Annotated in this window: 17 protein-coding genes; 1 reads left to right on the forward strand and 16 read right to left on the reverse strand. The window is 50.3% G+C overall.

Annotation, left to right across the window (positions count from 1 at the left end):
- Positions 1-27: 27 nt before the first annotated feature.
- From L21SP2_RS08420 to recA, 11 genes are all read right to left on the reverse strand, one after another.
- A complete protein-coding gene (locus L21SP2_RS08420) occupies positions 28-822 on the reverse strand; it encodes a hypothetical protein (RefSeq protein WP_024268077.1) in 795 nt (264 codons plus the stop codon).
- Positions 822-3,278 carry an adenylate/guanylate cyclase domain-containing protein gene (locus L21SP2_RS08425; protein ID WP_244437918.1) on the reverse strand — a complete coding sequence of 819 codons (2,457 nt, stop codon included), beginning with the start codon at positions 3,276-3,278 and terminating at the stop codon, positions 822-824. The genes L21SP2_RS08420 and L21SP2_RS08425 overlap by 1 nt, the downstream gene beginning before the upstream one ends.
- 120 nt (positions 3,279-3,398) lie before the next feature.
- Entirely contained in the window at positions 3,399-4,064 is a 666-nt protein-coding gene (locus L21SP2_RS08430; protein ID WP_024268079.1) for a tetratricopeptide repeat protein, read from the reverse strand.
- 5 nt (positions 4,065-4,069) lie between these two features.
- A complete protein-coding gene (locus tag L21SP2_RS08435; RefSeq protein WP_024268080.1) occupies positions 4,070-5,581 on the reverse strand; it encodes a sigma-54-dependent Fis family transcriptional regulator in 1,512 nt (503 codons plus the stop codon).
- 21 nt (positions 5,582-5,602) lie between these two features.
- Positions 5,603-7,312, reverse strand: coding sequence for a 30S ribosomal protein S1 (locus L21SP2_RS08440; protein ID WP_024268081.1), 1,710 nt, complete (start codon positions 7,310-7,312; stop codon positions 5,603-5,605).
- Between the two features lie 24 nt (positions 7,313-7,336).
- Complete coding sequence (gene cmk / locus L21SP2_RS18870; protein ID WP_024268082.1) at positions 7,337-8,029, reverse strand: (d)CMP kinase; 693 nt, start codon at positions 8,027-8,029, stop codon at positions 7,337-7,339.
- Positions 8,026-8,964, reverse strand: a complete 939-nt coding sequence (locus L21SP2_RS08450; protein ID WP_024268083.1) for a pseudouridine synthase — start codon at positions 8,962-8,964, stop codon at positions 8,026-8,028. The genes cmk and L21SP2_RS08450 overlap by 4 nt, the downstream gene beginning before the upstream one ends.
- A complete protein-coding gene (scpB, locus tag L21SP2_RS08455; protein WP_024268084.1) occupies positions 8,964-9,512 on the reverse strand; it encodes an SMC-Scp complex subunit ScpB in 549 nt (182 codons plus the stop codon). The genes L21SP2_RS08450 and scpB overlap by 1 nt, the downstream gene beginning before the upstream one ends.
- Positions 9,496-10,248: a segregation and condensation protein A gene (locus tag L21SP2_RS08460; RefSeq protein ID WP_024268085.1), complete on the reverse strand. Its 753-nt coding sequence runs from the start codon at positions 10,246-10,248 to the stop codon at positions 9,496-9,498. Before L21SP2_RS08460 ends, scpB begins: the two co-directional genes overlap by 17 nt.
- A complete protein-coding gene (gene folK, locus L21SP2_RS08465) occupies positions 10,245-10,826 on the reverse strand; it encodes a 2-amino-4-hydroxy-6-hydroxymethyldihydropteridine diphosphokinase (protein ID WP_024268086.1) in 582 nt (193 codons plus the stop codon). Before folK ends, L21SP2_RS08460 begins: the two co-directional genes overlap by 4 nt.
- A 62-nt stretch (positions 10,827-10,888) precedes the next feature.
- Positions 10,889-12,079, reverse strand: a complete 1,191-nt coding sequence (recA, locus tag L21SP2_RS08470; protein WP_024268087.1) for a recombinase RecA — start codon at positions 12,077-12,079, stop codon at positions 10,889-10,891.
- 130 nt (positions 12,080-12,209) lie between these two features.
- On the opposite strand from recA, the gene L21SP2_RS08475 reads away from it, so the two are divergent.
- Positions 12,210-13,328 (forward strand): ribose-phosphate diphosphokinase, encoded by a 1,119-nt coding sequence (locus L21SP2_RS08475; RefSeq protein ID WP_081719706.1) that lies wholly within the window; start codon positions 12,210-12,212, stop codon positions 13,326-13,328.
- Between the two features lie 59 nt (positions 13,329-13,387).
- Here L21SP2_RS08475 and dtd read toward each other — a convergent pair whose 3' ends face one another.
- From dtd to rpe, 5 genes are all read right to left on the reverse strand, one after another.
- Positions 13,388-13,837, reverse strand: a complete 450-nt coding sequence (dtd, locus tag L21SP2_RS08480; RefSeq protein ID WP_024268089.1) for a D-aminoacyl-tRNA deacylase — start codon at positions 13,835-13,837, stop codon at positions 13,388-13,390.
- Positions 13,838-13,913: 76 nt separating this feature from the next.
- Positions 13,914-15,005, reverse strand: coding sequence for a tetratricopeptide repeat protein (locus L21SP2_RS08485; protein WP_024268090.1), 1,092 nt, complete (start codon positions 15,003-15,005; stop codon positions 13,914-13,916).
- Positions 15,006-15,059: 54 nt separating this feature from the next.
- Positions 15,060-16,283, reverse strand: a complete 1,224-nt coding sequence (locus tag L21SP2_RS08490; protein ID WP_041401386.1) for a hypothetical protein — start codon at positions 16,281-16,283, stop codon at positions 15,060-15,062.
- Complete coding sequence (locus L21SP2_RS08495; protein WP_024268092.1) at positions 16,280-17,305, reverse strand: tetratricopeptide repeat protein; 1,026 nt, start codon at positions 17,303-17,305, stop codon at positions 16,280-16,282. The genes L21SP2_RS08490 and L21SP2_RS08495 overlap by 4 nt, the downstream gene beginning before the upstream one ends.
- A 44-nt stretch (positions 17,306-17,349) precedes the next feature.
- Positions 17,350-18,018 carry a ribulose-phosphate 3-epimerase gene (rpe, locus tag L21SP2_RS08500; RefSeq protein WP_041401388.1) on the reverse strand — a complete coding sequence of 223 codons (669 nt, stop codon included), beginning with the start codon at positions 18,016-18,018 and terminating at the stop codon, positions 17,350-17,352.
- Between the last annotated feature and the right edge of the window lie 13 nt (positions 18,019-18,031).

The raw sequence follows: 18,031 nt of genomic DNA on the forward strand, positions 1-18,031 counted from the left end.
TGCAAGCTTCTGTGAACTGTCCTGAAATCAGTTGCTCAATTGTATCAATTCATTTTCGAGACTCATATCCGGCAGCGAATACTGAACTGGATCACCGAAAGAGGCCCGATATCCGAAAACTGCAAAACTGATATACAGGTTCTGATGGTCATCAATCTCAGCCGGGGTGAGATGATCAAGGTCATCGTCATCATTGCTGTATTGATCTGTATCAACAGGAAAAAACGGCCGGGTTTCATCGGGGGAAACCGCCCGAACCAGAATCTGATTTGCGTTTTCACCGTTCCCGGAGAGTCTCAGAACGATATTATCAGCCGGTCCCGAGGTGAACGGCAGTTCCAGCCGAAGGCCCTCTCCAAGCTCACTGTCGCTGACAATCCCGTTTTCAAGTCTGTCTGGTGAAAAAAAATCAGGATATTCATTGAAGTCAACGGTTGGCACGGGATTCACTCCGCCGGCCTCATCGGCGAACGATACAGCTTGATATCCGTTATTCAACAGAAGATCGAAGGCGGCATTACCGTTGGTGAACCTTGACTCCAGGGAGTCATAAAAGCTGGCGTAATCTCCGGGATCAGCATAGGAACCGATCCGGTAAACAATGATCAGACCGTTTGTCAGCTCTGAATCCCCGGCGGGGATATCAATACTGTACACCTTGTTCAGCAAATCCATTTCCGGCCTTACCGGCGGCTGAAGAAGCTGCGGGATTCCGCAGCCGATGAGCAGAAACAGAGCCGCAACTGCTAATAGCAGTCTGTGAATATGAGTGTACCCTCTTTCTGACCTGCGGAGATGGGCTGCCGGGGAGGAATTGATCATTATTGCAGATCATCCTGGTCTATATATGGTTCGAGTCCCACTTTTATATCTATAAGTTCATAAATAACCACAGGTTTGTTCTTTCCTTTTACCCGAATATTATCCAATTCTCTGGCAATAACTTTGTCCTTCACCAGTCCGTAGGTATATTCGCTGATAATGATTTTACTGCCGGAACCGGTGAATTTTTTACCATTTTCCATCCATTCCTGGCCGAAATACTGCTTGTTGATCCCTTCCAGTCGGGCACCAAGATTTACGTTATCTCCCATGAGAGTATAGTTCATTCGTCCCCGGCTCCCCATATTTCCAACGGTCATGATGCCCGAATTGATACCCATTCCGATATCTATGCGGCGGTCTAGAGGCCATTGTTCATTCAGCTCCTGAAGCTTCTGCATCTGCTTTACCGCTGACTGACATGCAAGAATGGCGTGGTTTTTCTGGGAAACAGGTGCACCCCAGAAACCCATTATCTCATCACCCACGTATTTATCCAGGGTACCTTTGTATTCCATGATGGTGTCTGTCATGGCTGTCAGATAGATGTTCAGATGATTTACAAGCTCCTGAGGCTGCATCTTTTCACTCAGGGTGGTAAATCCGCGGATGTCGGAAAAGAATACCGTAAGTTCCTTATCCACCCCTCCCAGTTCAGGAGGCTCACCGCTGCTGACAATTTCGTCCACCACTTCGGGACTGACATATTGTCCGAACATGCCCTGCACTCTTCGTTTTTCCCGCTCCTCTGTCAGTCCCCGGTAAATTACCACTGAGAGAAAACTGAACACCATGGCAAAAGCAGGATGTACCGTCTGCACAAGGGTTTCTTGTGCTTCAAACATGTACTGACCGAACACAAAAAGCCCCGCTATGAGAATAAGCGTAAGGGCTAATGCAAAGAACGTATTCACCCGACCGGTAAGCAGTGCAACCAGGAGCACTGTCACGAACAGGAGAGCCAGCTGAGGCCAGAACGCAAGGGGGGCAATAAACTTATCCATAAGGATGGTGTTCAACGCATTGGCATGGAGTTCGATCCCGTACATGAGTCCTACACCGGTGGTTTTCTCATCGTCTGCAAGACCGGAGCTGAAGGCACCGGCCATAATTATTTTATTTTCCAGTGCCAGGGTCCTGGGCCATGTATCGTATATGGGTCCTGTAGCACGTCTGGCGTATGCGGAATACGGACGCACGGGAAAGGTCTGCTGACCGCCGGGCTCGGCACTGGAGCGCTGTCCCATGAAGTTCACCAGCATCTGCCCGGCTTCATCAATGGGTATGCGAATTTCGTCCATTTCCCGGTACTGTGCGGGAGCGGTCACTTCCTGGGTTTCTTCGTCATACTGTGCAAGAGAGGTCTGGATAGAATAGTTTTCCAGTGAACGGTTTTCTGGATTGTACACCCGGGGATTTGCGAGAATCACTTCCTCTCCAATGTTCACCCGGATATCTTCCAGAGGAATATTCAGATAATTTGCCGCAAGAGCCAGGGTGATGGAAGGAATGAAGTGATCAATGTATATGCCAATATCGAATTCCTGTGCATCGGATTCACCATCGTCGTCCAGATCGATTTCCCTGGGCGGACTCTGGGCGCGAACTTTTTCAGCCAGCTGATCAAGCTGTTCCTGTGTGATATTCAGATTGCCTTCTGAATCGTTGAGCGCCTGACTGTAATGGTTGCCGCTTTTATCGTACCAGCCGATCCTCGCGAAAGGGTTGCCCCAGGCATCGGTCTGGGAGAGAAGTTGCCGGTGATTATCCAGAAAATCCTGAAGCTGTACGGTGCGGATTCGTTCAGTGCTCCTGGCGATCATAGGCTGTCTTCTGAAGCGGTCATCCTCATCGTCAATGTAGTTCGCATGACCGTAGCCTAGAAGATTTTTACCCAGAGGCTTGAGCGGCGGTTCCATCCCCAGAAACAGGGGCATGTTCACCCAGTCTCCCTGCACGTCTGTAATTTCACCATGCTCCTCAAAGAGAAGGCGGTGGCGCTCCCGGTATTCTTGGGCAAGACTGGAAGGTGGTTCGCTGCCTGTGAGTACGGTCTGGAGAAAAACCCGTCCGTTTTCTTCCATACTTGCTTCAAGCTGAGCATCATCCACCGCATCACTGGAAGGCTCAATAAAGAAAATATCGAGAAAAACAGAGTTTTCCCGGGTGCTGTCGTCTTTAATCCGGGAAAAAGTGTTTAACAGATCTGCGTGCCGATACCGGGGAAAGGGCCATGCCCCGAAATCCGCAAGACTCCGGTTGTCAATACCCAGAATCAGAATGTCGGGGTGAATATTGAGATTGGCCTGCTGAACGGTAACACCGGCCTGCTCTTCCCGTGCCACACGGCTGTGACGGATGGAGAAATGAAAATCCAGTACACGGTATTGAAGATTTTTAAAGAAAAAGAAGTCAGGTGATAACAGCAGAAAAACGCCAACAATGATAATAGCCAAGATGAACGCAAAGTTCCTGCTTGCAAGGAATTTTGATTTAAATGTACCGGCTGAGCCCATGGAGTTCCCCCTCGCAGCCGAGCCGGTACCTTATCAGCACATACATACTGTGCAGCCGGCTCAGTTGTCAGTCTGATTCGCGATATTTATGTCAATTATACGGTTGTGAGCAAAGTTTGTCCAACCGCTTGATGCGTACTCATCGATGAGCCGGTTGTAATATACCAGGGCCTGCCCCTGATCACCGCCCTGCTCGCTGAGTCTGCCCAAAGTAAACAGAACCCGGGGTTCTTCCGGACTGTCGTGCTCGTCAACCAGGCGGTTCAGCACCTCCATGGCCCGCTCTTCGTTTCCGGCGTTCTCCAGCATCAGTCCTGCTTTGAGTAGAGCTGTTGCTGCAAGATATCCCTGAGCATCTGATGCTGAAAGATACTGCTCTGCAGCTGCTTCAAAATCTTCCACCGTCGCGTAAATATCGCCCAGAATCATCAGTTTCCGGACAGCCGCATAGGAGTTGCTTCTGAAATCAAATTCGGATACCCGTGTAAGAACGTCTCCTGCGTCCCGGGAATCCTCCTGACGCTCTTCAGTCCATTCCGTGTATATCTGTTCCAGTTCGAACAGCCGTTCGGCTTCCCGGTCCAGGGTATTCCTGTGAACTTCAATGCCAACCACCAATGCGATAATACCCACGATAATGAGTGTGGTGAGAATGCTCAATGCAACTCTGTGACTCCGCAGGAAATCCGCAAGAATATCCTGTGCCCGTTTTTTTCCTTCAGCCATGTAAGTCAGCTCCTTTCAATGCCCAGCTCCTTTATGAGCCGGGAGAGATACGTTCGTTGTATTTCAAGTCGTTGAGCCGCCAACGTCTGGTTCCAGTTGCTTTCCAGAAGCGTTGAGCGTATGAGATGCTTTTTAAATAAATTCAGCGAGTCTTTCAAGCTCTTTCCCAAATAGAGTTCGCCGGTAAAACTGTCACCTGCAAGATGCAGATGCTCCGGCGATATTTGGTTGTCTGTACAGAGCACGGCTGCCCGCTCCACTGCATTATGAAGCTCCCTGATGTTTCCCGGCCATGCATAGTTCATCAGCTGCTCATGAGCCTCCGCGCTGAAGCCCTGTATGGACTTATTCAGTTCCCGGTTGAACTTCCCCAGGAAATGTTCAGCAAGCATGGGGATATCATCCTTCCGCCTTCTCAGGGGCGGGATATAGAGGGGTATCACATTCAGGCGGTAAAACAGATCCTCCCGGAACCTCCCCTCCTGAACCTCCCGCTCCAGCTCCTTATTGCTTGCGGCAAGGATGCGGATATCGGCTTTTTTCACCTGATTCGAGCCAAGAGGCTCATAGTTTCCGGATTCCAGTACTCTCAGAAGCTTCGCCTGAACCTGGGGGGAAATATCTGCTATTTCATCCAGAAACAGCGTGCCTCCCCGTGCAGCTTCGATTTTCCCCTGTCTGTCCTGGAATGCATCGGTAAATGCTCCCTTCACATGTCCGAACAGCTCGCTTTCCAGAAGCTGCTCGGGGATGGACGGACAGTTAATCCGAACCAGAGGACCCTCAGCTCTGGGGCTGCGTGCATGAATCTGCTCAGCTGCCAGCTCCTTCCCCACACCCGATTCCCCGTGAATGAGTACCGAAGCTTCGCTTGTGGCGATGCGGTCAATCATGGCCATGAGATTTTTCATGGCATCCGACTGGTACAGGAGGGTCTGGTACCGTGCGGCTTCACCTTCCCGGAGCCCTTCCAGCTCCCGGATGCGCATTCTGTCCTTCACCCTGGCCTGTGAGTTGATCACAGCCAGTGCCGCCTGATTGGCGAAAATCTCCAGCCACTGGCGGTCCTCATCGCTGAAGTGCCCGCCGTTGGTCTTGTTGATTATTTCGATAACACCGATGCAGTGATTCCACACCCTCATGGGAACGGCGAGAATGCTTCTGGTTTTGTACCCGATCTGACGTGAGATCTGAGCATAAAACCTTCGATCTTCATCCACATCGTTTACGATCAGACTTCGGTTATTCTGGGTAACCCAGCCGGCGATCCCCTCGCCGGATTTCAGGGTAAAATCCATTACCTCTGATCCTTTGGGACCCAGTGCCACCTCAAAATGCAAACTTCCATCCTTCTCGTTTCTGAGAAGAATGGAAGATGATTCACCTGAGCTGAGGTTCATTGCAGATTCAAGAATCTGCTGTAATTGCTCTTTCGGATCGGAATAGTCGCCGTTGATGTTCGAATTGATCTCGATCAGCTTCTGAATTTTTCGAGAAGTTTCTGAGTTTTCGAGCATCAACTACTCTCCGGGAGTCGCCTATTCGTCATCCTGTTTCATGAAATCAGCCAGTGTTGCGGATTCTTCATCGCTGCCGCTGTCTGATATATACTTTTCAATTTCCTGACGCTCCTGTGCCCTTGTCATCTCGCGGATGGAAAGAGACAGTTTCTGTCGTCCGGGGTTCAGCTCAATAATAGCCGCCTGCAGCTGCTGGCCTGCCTTGTATTTGGTGATTTCTTCGTCGAGATTGATTTCCCGGGGGTTACCCAGATGGACCTTGGGAATAAGTCCTTCAATTCCGCCGCTCACCCGGACAAACACACCGAAATCGGTAACGTTGGTGACTTCACCCTCGATGATTGAACCTTCTGAATATTTACCCTTCAGATCAGTCCAGGGGTCGTCCTCAAGCTGCTTGATTCCGAGGCGAATGTTATGATTTTCTGCACTGCTTTCGATAACCATAACGTCAACTTCTTCGCCTTCCTTGAGTACTGCACCGGGATTCTTGTATTTCTTGGTCCAGGAAAGGTCATCAACATGAAGAAAGCCGTCAATGCCTTCTTCCAGCTCTACGAAGGCGCCGGTGGCGGTGATCTTTTTCACAACCCGTTTCAGTTTGGTGCCCACAGGATAGGTGCTTTCGATCTCATCCCAGGGATTGGGGAGAACCTGCTTGATACCAAGACTGACTTTCCGGGCATCAAGGTCAAAACCAAGGATTTTCGCTTCCACATCTTCACCGATGCTCAGTACTTCCTTGGGATGCTTGATCCGTTTGGTCCAGGAAAGCTCGGAGATGTGAGCAAGACCTTCAATGCCGTTTTCAAGCTCAATGAATGCACCGAAATCGGTGAGTTTGGTAACCTTGCCCTTGATAACATCGTGCAGCTGGAATCTGTCGGTGAACGTTTCCCAGGGGTTTTCGGTCATATCTTTGAGACTGAGATTGATTTTCTTATTTTCTTCATCCAGACGGGTTACTTTCAGCTGAAGCACTTCGCCCTTTTTCACATGATCCTTGGGACGCGCTACATGTCCCCAGCTCATGTCGTTAATGTGGAGCAGTCCGTCGAAACCGCCGAGGTCAACAAAAGATCCGAATGAAGTAAAGGACTTAACAGTACCTTCAACCACATCCCCTTCGCTGGTGTTTGCAAAAAACTCGTTCCGCTTTTTGTCAACTTCTTCTTCAAGCCAGCGCCGGCGGGAGAGAATAATGTTCACCCGGTTATCGCTGTATAAACGCTCGATGTAGAAATGGGATTTCAGTCCCACATACTTGTCGGGATCCTCAACGCGGAACAAATCCATTTTTGAAATGGGGTTGAATCCTCGATTTCCGCCGCCCAGGGAAATTTCAAAACCACCCTTCACGACCCGTGAAACCTTACCTTCAACCGGACGTTCATCCTGGAAAGCTGCTTTCAGTTCCTTCCAGACCACTTTTTCGTCTGCCTTCCGCTTGGAAACCACTACCTCGCCGTTGCGGCCTTCTTTATTAATTAAGACAACCTGTACGGTATCACCTTCGGATGGAACATCATCTTCAAACTCGTTGAGGTTGATCTTGCCTTCCGACTTATACCCAACGTCAATAAAAACCTGTTCGCTGGTGACCGCGACAACCGTACCTTCGACGAGCTGACCGACCTCCAGCTCATCAAGGGATTTGAGGTATTCCTCCTGCAGCTCCTCCTGGAGGAAGTTTCCCGTTTTTGAGCCCTGCTGTTCATTTTCTGCCATAGTTACTTGTATACTCCTGATAGATTATTTGTGTTCTCGAATAGATCTCAATACAATCTCACAAACTTGTTCAATCGTCAAGTCGGATGTGTCCAAATACCTGGCTTGGGGGGAAAGTTTCAAAGCCCCCACATCCTTCTCCTTGTCGATTCGGTCCCGCCTGGCGATGGTATCCACTAACTCTTCATACGATAAGGAACTGGTTCCCTGATCAAGTCTCCGTTTTGCCCTGGCCTGAATGCTGGCATCAAGGTAGAACTGAAGTTCGGCCCGGGGAAACACGATGGTGCTCATATCCCGGCCTTCCACCACCACATCCTTGTCCAGGGCTTCCTTTCGCAAAATAGTGTTTACCAGTTCTCGGATTTCCGGAATGCTGGATACCTGGGCAACCAGCGAGTCAACCAGATCCGAGCGGAGCTCCTCATCGCCCAGGAGAGTTCCATTAAAGAGAATATCTCCCTGTTGAGCAGGTGAAGCATCATCTGTACCGCCGCTCACCTGGATGTGGAACTCCGACGCTGTATTCACAAGAGATTGGGCCCGATCCGGAATACTGCCGCGGACCTCATCAACTCCAAGCTCTTTTAACAGGCCGCTGGTGATGGCCCGGTAAATATTTCCCGAGTTCAGGTACACCAGTCTGCTTCGGGAACCCACCATTTTGGCTACCGTGGATTTGCCGCTGCCTGCAGGACCGTCAATTGTGACAATCATTTGCTGCCGCCCCTTCCCTTTTTACGCCCTGCTCCGGGAGAGCGGCCTGTTCGGCTGGATCCATCCCGGTTCTCTGATCTACCGGGCTTTCCGGTTTTTTCGGGGGGGCCGGACTTCCCCGGTTTTGAGGGGTGGCCGGGCTTTCCCGGTTTTCCGGGTTTTCGGCCGGCTGAGCCGGAGCTTTTCCGGGGGCTGGATTTTGCAGGCCGCAGCTGTTTCTTTGCTTCCCGATGGAGGTTTTCAACCTCCGCCTTGGAAAGCTGACGGAATTTTCCTTCCTTGAGTATTCCCAGCTTCAGCGGCCCGAATTCGGTACGGTGGAGACGGGTGACTTTCAGGTTTCCGTGAGAAAACACGTTCCGGATTTCACGGTTTTTTCCTTCCGCAAGATGCAGTACCACCTGACGGGGATTGATAAACTGAAATTTTTCCAGACGGTACAGCACTCCTTTAATCCGGACGCCTTCCAGCCATTCCTGTAGAAGTTCCCGGGGAATGGGTTCCTTGGTCTCTACGGTATACTGTTTAATCAGGCCGGACCGGGGATGGGATGCGCTGTGGGCGAAATCCCCGTCGTTTGTGAGCAGGAGAAGTCCGGTGCTCATAAAATCCAGGCGTCCTATGGTGAACAGACGCTGGGAAAAGGAATCCTGCACCAGATCCATTACTGTAGGTCTTCCCTCGGGGTCGTGGGCCGAGGAGATGAATCTGGCAGGCTTGTGGAGCATAAGATAGAGGTGTTCTTCTTCGGGGCTTACGCTTGTACCGTCGAAGCGAACCTTATCTGCGGGCTGCACCCGGTAGCCAGGTTCCCGGATCACTTTACCGTTCACCGTGACCCTTCCATCTTCAATTAATTCCGCGCTTTTGCGTCTGCTGGCAATACCGCTTCGGCTTAGAAATACCTGCAGCCTGGGTTCTTCCTGTTGTTCCATTACAATTCATCCTTATGCAGTTCGAACCGTGCCTGTTCCACTTCGTCGAGTTTCGGAAGATCTGCAATGCTGGAAAGACGGAACACTTTCAGAAACGTTCTGGTGGTGCCGAACTGGGTGGGTCGGCCGGGTGCATCTTTTTTGCCCACTTCCTGGATCAATTCTCTGTTCTGGAGAAGTTTGATCATGGAATCGGAGGAGACGCCCCGGATACTTTCTATCTCCCCCCGGGTTATGGGCTGACTGTAGGCAATGATGCTGAGAGTTTCCATTGCCGCTTTGGATAGCCTCTGAGTATTCTGTTTTCCGTAACGGTCTTTCAGGTTATTCCAAAGACTCTGCTTGGGTGTGAGCTGATAGGAGTCTCCCAGCCGCATTAATTCGATTCCCCGTTCTTCCTGGGTGTACAGCTCTTCCAGCTGCAGCAGAACGGCTGAAACCGCATCTTTCGAAAGTCCTGAGATTTTCGCAAGACTGCTTATGTGTACCGGGTCGGGTTCGAGAAACAGAATCGCTTCAAGCAGTGCTGTCTCAGTTTTCAACTTCATCCTCCCCTTCTCCTTTTTCATGACGGCGTATCCGGATATCACCAAAAAGAGTATTCTGGAAAATCCGAATCACCTTGAATTTTACCGATTCAAGAATGGCTAAAAACGCACAGATCACATCCATTATGGAATCGGGTCTGATGATGATATCGGTGAACCGGAATTCTTCCTGCTTTTCCAGAAGCTCCCTGATCAGCGTGAGCTTCTCGTTCACGCTCACTTCCTCATAGAGGTCGATGATCCTGTCGGGAGTAAGTCCCTTCATGAGGCTGGAAAAAGTTGTGAGCAGATCCCATACTTCCATCTCCTGCCACATTGGTTCGGCGTTATCGAAGGGTAGGTTTCTCTGTGCCTTTTCCCGTTCTATGATCCACTCGTTCTGGTTTTCCTTCTCCATCATGAGTTCGCTGAGTTTCTTGTATTTCTGGTATTCGATCAGTCTGTCCACCAGCTCCTGCCGGGGATCCTCAAGCTCATCTTCCAGATTGATATCCACCGGAAGGAGCATGCGGCTCTTGATATAGAGCAGCGTGGATGCCATCACATAGAATTCCGACGCCCTCTCAAGGTCGGCCATTTCACCCGCCCGCATAAACTCCAGATACTGGGCAGTTATGTGAGAGATGGGAATATCATATATGTTTACTTCATTTTTCTTAATCAGGAAGAGCAGCAGATCCAGGGGACCTTCGAAATCCTTTAAGCGAAAATGGGTTTTTGATTCTTCACCTGTCAATTATTTTTCCTCAGCTGAGAAGTGAGGCCATTATAAAGAGGCCTCGGGCTGAGGTAAATACCCTGGGAGGGATCATTTCGAAGCTCCCGCTCCATATTTTCCAGGGGCTCACCGCTTCTTGGATCGGTCAGCCGGGAGTTGAGCTCCAACAAGGGGACCAGAACGAACCGCCGTTCATGGTACCGGGGATGGGGGATGATCAGATTCTGACGCTCTTCACTGCTCCGTGATTGTTGGTTGCCGGAATCATCTGCCGGGACGATCAGATCATTCCATAAAATGATATCGATATCCAGATTCCGGGGACCCCAGCGGATCTCTCCTGATCGGTTCCGCCCCCGGGAGCGTTCAATCCGGTGGATCTCCCGGAGCACATCTCGGGGTTTCATGTGTGGCGGCGGGTTCAGACAACATGCACAGTTCAGAAAATCCGGCTGATCCCTCAAGCCCTGTGGAGTACTGGCATAGAGGGAACTGATCCGGAACCCTGATCGGCTGATCCCTTTCAGTTCCTCAAGAGCTGAAACCAGGTGCTGCTCAGAATTACCGCTGTTGCTTCCAAGGCTCAAATATACCATGCACCCCTCCCCCTCTATCAGTTAACGCTCCGGAATGGATCCCCGGGGAGTCCAGAGGTGTTTTAAAAAAGATCCTCGCCGTCGGATTTCTTGTCCGCCGCTGCAGGGCTTTTTGCGGCCGGGGTTTTCTTCGCCGGAGCATCGTTTTTAGCGCCGGTTTTTTTCGTCTCGCTATCCTTTTCGCCGCCTTTTTTCCCCTCACCGATAATCCGCTCATTGGGGAAAAGCTGCTGCCGGAGTTTGCTCATAATTTCGCTGTAGAGCTCGGGATTTTCTTCCAGATAGGTTTTGGCGTTGTCCTTCCCCTGTCCGATCCGTTCCTCTCCATAGCTGTACCAGCTTCCGCTTTTATTAATATAGCCGTACTTCACCGCAGCATCCACAAGGCTTCCGGTGGCGGAAACACCCTTTCCGAACATAATATCCATCTCGATCCGCTTGAACGGCGGTGCCACCTTGTTCTTCACCACTTTTACACGGACGGTGTTACCGATGGCATTATCTGTTCCCTTGGAGATGGTTTCAACCTTCCGTACTTCCAGCCGTACCGACGAATAAAATTTCAGGGCATTACCGCCGGTGGTGGTTTCGGGGTTGCCGAACATCACACCGATTTTCATCCTGATCTGGTTAATGAAAAACAGGCATGCACCGGACTTGGATATTGTACCGGTGAGTTTACGGAGAGCCTGACTCATGAGCCGGGCCTGCAGGCCCACATGGCTGTCCCCCATATCGCCATTAATTTCCGCCTGGGGAGTCAGAGCTGCAACCGAGTCCACCACAATAATGTCCATGCTTCCCGAGCGAACCAGAGTTTCGGCGATTTCAAGAGCCTGCTCTCCGTTGTCCGGCTGACTTACCCACAACTCATCAATATTCACCCCCAGATTGCGGGCATACACGGGATCCAGGGCATGCTCGGCGTCGATGAATGCGGCAATTCCGCCCCTTCGCTGGGCTTCTGCTATGGCATGGAGGGCAAGGGTGGTTTTACCGGAAGATTCGGGTCCGTAAATCTCAATGATTCTCCCTTTGGGATACCCTCCCAGACCCAGGGCTTCATCCAGAAGAATTGACCCGCTGGGAATGCACTCGATATCCAGATTCTTCAGTCCGGTACCCAGTTTCATGAGAGAACCTTTGCCGTACTGCTGTTCGATCTGTAGCCGTGCGGCCTCCAGTGCTTTAACCTTCTCTTCCTGGGATTCAGGAGTGGCCGTTTCCTTGGTGGTGGTGCTGCGTTTCGCCATAGTTCCTCCGAATATGATACCGGCAGAATTGCATTTTTGATTTAATTTGTTGAGTATAAATTCTTGCTGCTGGGCTGGTCAAGCAAGGTTTTTTCATGTCAAAGCTGAAAAAGTGGTTTAAGATATGGGCATGAGCCTGGATAATGATATTTTACTCGTCTCCACACGCTCCATGGATGAATACCGTGAGCGGGTTGCCTATCATCTGAGAACATTTCCCGATTTCTACGATCACAACGGCAGAGATAACCGTGATGTGGAGATTATGAGCCAGAATCTGCGGGTTGTAACCTTTGCAGACGGGGAACTTGAGGTTGAAGCTCCCTTCACTGTCAGGGACAAGGATGTATTTCTCATTGCCGGGTCCAGCAGAAACCAGGCCGGCATCAATCAGAATGAATGCAAAATGGAGCTGTATCATGCCATTGACTGTATCAAACGGGGGACACCCAGGAGAATTACGGTTATTGAGCCCTATTTTTCCCCGTCACGATCGGACAGAACCACCCGGCGCAATTCCGTAGGATTCTGGGTGCATACCAAAATTCTTTCCAATCTCGGTGCCGATACCATCCTCACCTATCAGCTGCATTCCGATAAGTCCAAAACGGCAATAGATCCCACCATATGTCATATGGAAGATATCCCTGCGGTGCCCATGATGATGGAATATATTACCAGAGAGATCATCAAATCCGAAGAATACTGGCAGCAAATCCGGAGCAAATGGGTGTTCTGTTCAGTTGATGCGGGGGGTGAAGGGATGGCCAGAAGCTATGCTCAGGCTTTTCAGGCTCCCCTGATTATCGCTCACAAACAGCGGGATTATGCCCATACCAACACCATCAAGCAGATCAACATTTTATCGGATACAGATATTACCGGACGGGATGTCTGGATCGTGGATGATATGATAGATACCGGAGGCTCAATTGTGGCTCTGATCACCGAACTGAACAGAAGAGATGTGGCTTCGGTAAATATAGCCGCCATCCATCCTGTACTGTCCGGTCCGGCTGTTGAACGGCTGAAAGATCTGCATCATTCCAAGATGCTTCGAGAGCTGCTGATACTGGACACCGTTAACCTCACCCAGGATGTTCTGGACGCCCTTCCATTTCTCCGTGTTGTCAGCTCTTCAAAGCAGACTGCAGAGATTATTATGGGCATTCATGAGAACATGTCCCTCTCGCCCTTCTTCGACGATTTCTCTGTACAGAAATATTTCAGAAATCCCCCCCTGGAGTGATACAGGGATGGAAACATTGAAATTTGTTCGTCAGCTTCATGTAATTGACGGAAAACCGGTTAAAATTCTTTCCTGGAATCGATAAGCAGGGTGACAGGACCGTCATTCATCAGGGAAACATCCATGTGGGCCTGAAATTCACCGAACCGGCAACGTTGATGTCTTTGAAGAAACATTTCCTCCAGATCCGAGAACAGTTTCCTGGCATGATCGGGTGAAGCCGCTTTGTTATAGCTTGGGCGTCGGCCTTTCCGCGTGTCGCCGTAGAGGGTGAACTGGCTTACCCCGAGGAGCTCCAGGTTCAAATCCAGGAGGCTCAAATTCATAATTCCCCGGGAGTCATTGAAAATCCGGAGATTCAGAATCTTATCCACCATGTAATTCATATCGTCCAGGGTGTCATCCTGCTCTATTCCGATTAATGCCAGAATTCCCGAGGAAATGGAGGATTTCATTTCTTCCCCCACCATGACGCTGGCTTGTGAAACCCGCTGTACTACTGCCCTCATGATGAAAACTCCTGTATACGAAAACTGCCTGGTTCCGGAATGGAAAGGCCGGCTGTGCGACTACCGAAGGGTGATTTTATCCATCGGTTTCAGCCATTCTGCGCAGGGAACTTCCCCGAAGCCGGAGTTCGCCGTCGCTGCCGGCAACCTGGGCGATGATCTCCACCGGTTCTCCCCCTTGAAGCTCCACTGCGAAATCCAGTAAAACCGGCACGGTTCCTTCAACCACCTTCCCGTCGTGAAAGCCCACAAGAAAGTCGAAGAGTATTTCTTCATCGCTGACACGTACGTTGGCGGCCCTCCCCTTCCAGCGGACATATACTCCGTGGTGGAGTCTGGGCTGAGCTGCCACCTCCTCATAGCTGAAGGGATCCCGGAAGTTGGTAAAATCCGGTTCTCTCAGTTCGGAAATAAGCAGGGAGATTCGATCCTTGATGGCTACCGGTGCGTTGGAATAGAGAATTCTATTACCGTGATATCTCACAAGATTATCCCGGAACCCGTGGAAATACCGCCGGACTTTTTCCAGCTCCTCATCCAGCTGTTCATTTGTAAAAATGATATCGGCGGCTCTGGAGTAATCTCCGCTTCCGTATTCTTCAATTTGGATATCAAGCAGTTCCTGCCCCTCACGGAACGGCAGGGACTTTTCAAGAGTTCGGTTGATCAGAACGGCCGCAAGAGGGATGAGAACAATTACAACCGCCGCAAGCATCACTTTGAAAACCGTCGGCCAGATTATTCTGGGATGAGCTGCCAGAATAATCCCGTATTTCCGGTTTTCGATAAATTCAAGCCAGTCATCTTCTTCATAACTTTTGGCCATCTCAAGAGCTTTCAAAGCCTTTTTGTTTGCAGGGTCAATATCAAGAATTTCGAGCCAGATTCTCAAAGCTTCGGTGATCTTTCGCCTGCGCAGCATTACAACGGCCAGTCCCAGGAGGGTATCGATTCGCTGAGGATCCAGATCCCGGGCTCGCTGAAAATAACTGTATGCTCCGCCGAAATCGCCGGTATACAGACAGGCGTACCCCAGCATTTCGTGATATCCGGTATCTTTCCGGTACAGAAAAATCTGCGGGCTCAGCAGGGATATCACCTGTCCGTATTTTTTTTTGGCGAAGAGAAGGCGGGCCTGTGCGAGATCGCTGGATTTTTTCTGCTTCATTGCTGTATATACTTCCTTGAAAATTCCGCCGTGTATTGATTCTTTCCGAAAGACCTACTCATCGGGCCGGGTGTTTCCCGCCTCCATGGGATCAGAGGTTTCCGGTAGATTCTCCCTGATGGTGGCCAGGATTTCTTCAAGAGCCGCTACCTGACTTTCATCCAGACGGGCGGGAGATGTCAGAAGCCGGTCTATTTGTTCCAGAAGAAGGTCCAGCGTTTCGATATCCTGCACCAGCGGTGCAATTTGCCGCAATTCAGCGCGGCTGAAAGATTCCATGCCGCTGTTTCTGTCAGCAGCCGATTCTTCCTGCTTTACGGTCGGCGGGGAAGATTCTGAAACGCTTCCGTCCATGCTGTGGAGAGCCGGATTATATTCCATGATGGAGGAAGTTTCCAGCAGCTCTATCTGTCGGGATATCCGCCTTTGATATTCTCCATTACCTTCGTTTTCCTCCCGGGGCACGTAACTGACAATGAGTGAATATTCCACGCTGCTCTGCCCCCGGAGACGTTCAGGACCGAAGTAGAGATTCAGTGCACTGTCATTGATGGAAAACGGGAGCAGATTGAAATTTCTTTCCGCCGATGCCGTATATTCCCAGCGGCTCTCGTTCAAACGTTTCCAGTTTGCCGCCACAATTTTTCTGGGCCCCCGGATCCTGTCTGCTGCAAGGAGGAACATGGCCGATCCCAGACTGTTGCCGCTGAGAATATACGGTTCCCTTCGCCCCGGGCTGAACTCATATTCCCGGATAATGCCGGGTTCGGCTGTTGTGACAAAATGAGAGGAGCCCAGCTCTCCCAGCACGGTGTCGAACAGGGCGGAAAGCTCTGTTCGAAGAGGCTCTGTACCTGTATTGATGATCTGGTAGCGGATTTTCACCCCGATAATTTCAGACCCGCTTTGGTTTGCGCCGGCTTCATCCCCGGGGGTACTCCCGTTCTCCCTCTGAAGAAAGGAAAAATGCTGGTTCACCTGAAGGTCATCCCAGACATACTGAAGGGCCACTCCATCCCGGAACTCGCCGATGGAAATTCCATGAGACTTATCCTCTCCGAGAACACTGATGCTGTCACCGATCCGTATACGAGTGTGGGAACTTCGCGGATTGTCGTTGAATAAAAGATCGCCATTCTCATACAGAAGAGCAAAACGACCGCTTTGCTCATACAGTTTCAGTTGATACGGTCCGGCTTCCACTTCCAGTGCGAAAAGTGAAACGGATACCCATGCAAGGCATAGAAAAACCGCTGTTACTTGCGAAAATCGATTCATTGATTCCCCTGCATTTCCCTGATCTGAGACTCCAGCCCAAGGACCAGTTCTTCTTTGAGCTTCAGCGCATCCACTTTCAGTCGGATAAGATCCAGGGTGGCCTGAATATCCGGATCATCACTGCTGAACACTACCTGTTCTTCCTGAATGTTTTCTCCAGCTCCGGAATCCTTCTCCAGCTCTAGGTTTCGAATTTGATTTTCAAGGCGCCGTATTTCATTCTGCTGTGAATCAATGGTCTGCTGCAAGCGGGTCTGCCGTTCTTCCAGTCCGTCCACTTGTGCAAGGAGTTCCCGAATCTCTTCGGCATATACTTCGTCGGCATTTCTTGCCAGCCGCTGTTGATATGAGGCGATGGCTTCTTCGTACTGCTGCTCGTTTTCCCGGAATTCCTCAAGAGTCCGTATGGATTCCTCCTGGGTCCACTGGAGAAGTTTGAGCAGCTCCTGTTCACGCCGGCTCATGGTGATTACCGCCAGCCGGTAGCGGGCAGCTTCCACCCGATAACTGGTGGGAAATTCTTGAAGAACGGCTGTAAACATTTTTTCCGATTCATCCAGTTGTCCCAGGTGAAATAAGGCTTCCCCCGTCCAGTAATAGGCGTTGGCCACAAAGGGGCTTGAAGGATATCCGCTGATAAAATCTGAAAATGCACGGATGGCAGACTCATATTCACCTTTCAGATAGAGAATTCTTCCTCTCTGATACCGTCCTTCCGGATAATTTTTGTTCTCCTGGAAATTGTTCAGAAAAAAGTTCAGATTTCTTTCGGCATCCTGAATCCGCTCCTGGGCTATCAGCACCTTGGCTATCCAGAAATACGCATCGCCCCGAAGAGAAGAGTATTGGGGATCAAGGAGCAGTTGCCTGAATTCAGCCAGGGATTGGGAGTACCTGTTTTCCCGGAAATTCTCAATTGCTGAATCGAACAGGGCTTCGCCGCTTTGAGCGTAGATATGAGAAAGCGGAATAAAGAATATCACAATGATGGCAAGAATTGCCCCGGCACGCTGATTTTTCACAAAAATACCCCTCTTTCTTCAATCATCGGTATGATCGCCGACATTTATACTCTTTTCTCCCCCTTGAGAGAAGAAACAAACCCGGCTTTATCCTGGGAGGTAAAAAACGCGCTGCCGCTTACCAGTACATCTGCACCGGCGGCGACTGCATCGGCGGCAGTCCGGGAATTAATGCCGCCGTCAACACTAATAAGATAATCATATCCGCCGGTTTTTCTCAGCTCGACAAGCTGACGGATTTTATCAAGACACTGGGGAATCAGCGACTGACCGCCGAAACCGGGGTTCACGCTCATAACCAGAATCTGATCTATGAACGGTAGAAGCTCCTTCACCGAAGCCACAGATGTTGAGGGAACGATGGAAATTCCCGCCTTGATATTTCTGGAGTGGATATACTGGAGCAGTCTGTGGCTGTGGATCTCGGCTTCGCTGTGGAAGACCAGATAATCGGCCCCTGCCTTAATGTACTCATCCGCCAATTCCCCGGGATTATCCACCATCAGATGAACGTCGAAAGTTTTCCCGCTGTGAGGTCGAAGATCATGAATCATCTTCGGACCGAAGGTAAGGTTGGGAACAAAATGTCCGTCCATTACATCGAGGTGCACCCAGTCCGCCCCGGAAGCATGAATATCGTTGAGGGCCTGTTTTAAATTACTGAAATCAGCTGATAATATAGAGGGTGCTATCAAAGGAGTTGGATATATCATATTATATATTTAC

The organism is Salinispira pacifica, from assembly GCF_000507245.1.
GTDB classification, from domain to species: Bacteria; Spirochaetota; Spirochaetia; order DSM-27196; family Salinispiraceae; genus Salinispira; species Salinispira pacifica.

Bases quoted from the DNA above. Each gene is read 5' to 3' on its own strand.
- L21SP2_RS08420 (WP_024268077.1), bottom strand. From the start codon at position 822: ATGATCAATTCCTCCCCGGCAGCCCATCTCCGCAGGTCAGAAAGAGGG.
- L21SP2_RS08430 (WP_024268079.1), bottom strand. From the start codon at position 4,064: ATGGCTGAAGGAAAAAAACGGGCACAGGATATTCTTGCGGATTTCCTG.
- L21SP2_RS08435 (WP_024268080.1), bottom strand. From the start codon at position 5,581: ATGCTCGAAAACTCAGAAACTTCTCGAAAAATTCAGAAGCTGATCGAG.
- L21SP2_RS08440 (WP_024268081.1), bottom strand. From the start codon at position 7,312: ATGGCAGAAAATGAACAGCAGGGCTCAAAAACGGGAAACTTCCTCCAG.
- cmk (WP_024268082.1), bottom strand. From the start codon at position 8,029: ATGATTGTCACAATTGACGGTCCTGCAGGCAGCGGCAAATCCACGGTA.
- L21SP2_RS08450 (WP_024268083.1), bottom strand. From the start codon at position 8,964: ATGGAACAACAGGAAGAACCCAGGCTGCAGGTATTTCTAAGCCGAAGC.
- scpB (WP_024268084.1), bottom strand. From the start codon at position 9,512: ATGAAGTTGAAAACTGAGACAGCACTGCTTGAAGCGATTCTGTTTCTC.
- folK (WP_024268086.1), bottom strand. From the start codon at position 10,826: ATGGTATATTTGAGCCTTGGAAGCAACAGCGGTAATTCTGAGCAGCAC.
- recA (WP_024268087.1), bottom strand. From the start codon at position 12,079: ATGGCGAAACGCAGCACCACCACCAAGGAAACGGCCACTCCTGAATCC.
- L21SP2_RS08475 (WP_081719706.1), top strand. From the start codon at position 12,210: ATGAGCCTGGATAATGATATTTTACTCGTCTCCACACGCTCCATGGAT.
- dtd (WP_024268089.1), bottom strand. From the start codon at position 13,837: ATGAGGGCAGTAGTACAGCGGGTTTCACAAGCCAGCGTCATGGTGGGG.
- L21SP2_RS08485 (WP_024268090.1), bottom strand. From the start codon at position 15,005: ATGAAGCAGAAAAAATCCAGCGATCTCGCACAGGCCCGCCTTCTCTTC.
- L21SP2_RS08490 (WP_041401386.1), bottom strand. From the start codon at position 16,283: ATGAATCGATTTTCGCAAGTAACAGCGGTTTTTCTATGCCTTGCATGG.
- rpe (WP_041401388.1), bottom strand. From the start codon at position 18,018: ATGATATATCCAACTCCTTTGATAGCACCCTCTATATTATCAGCTGAT.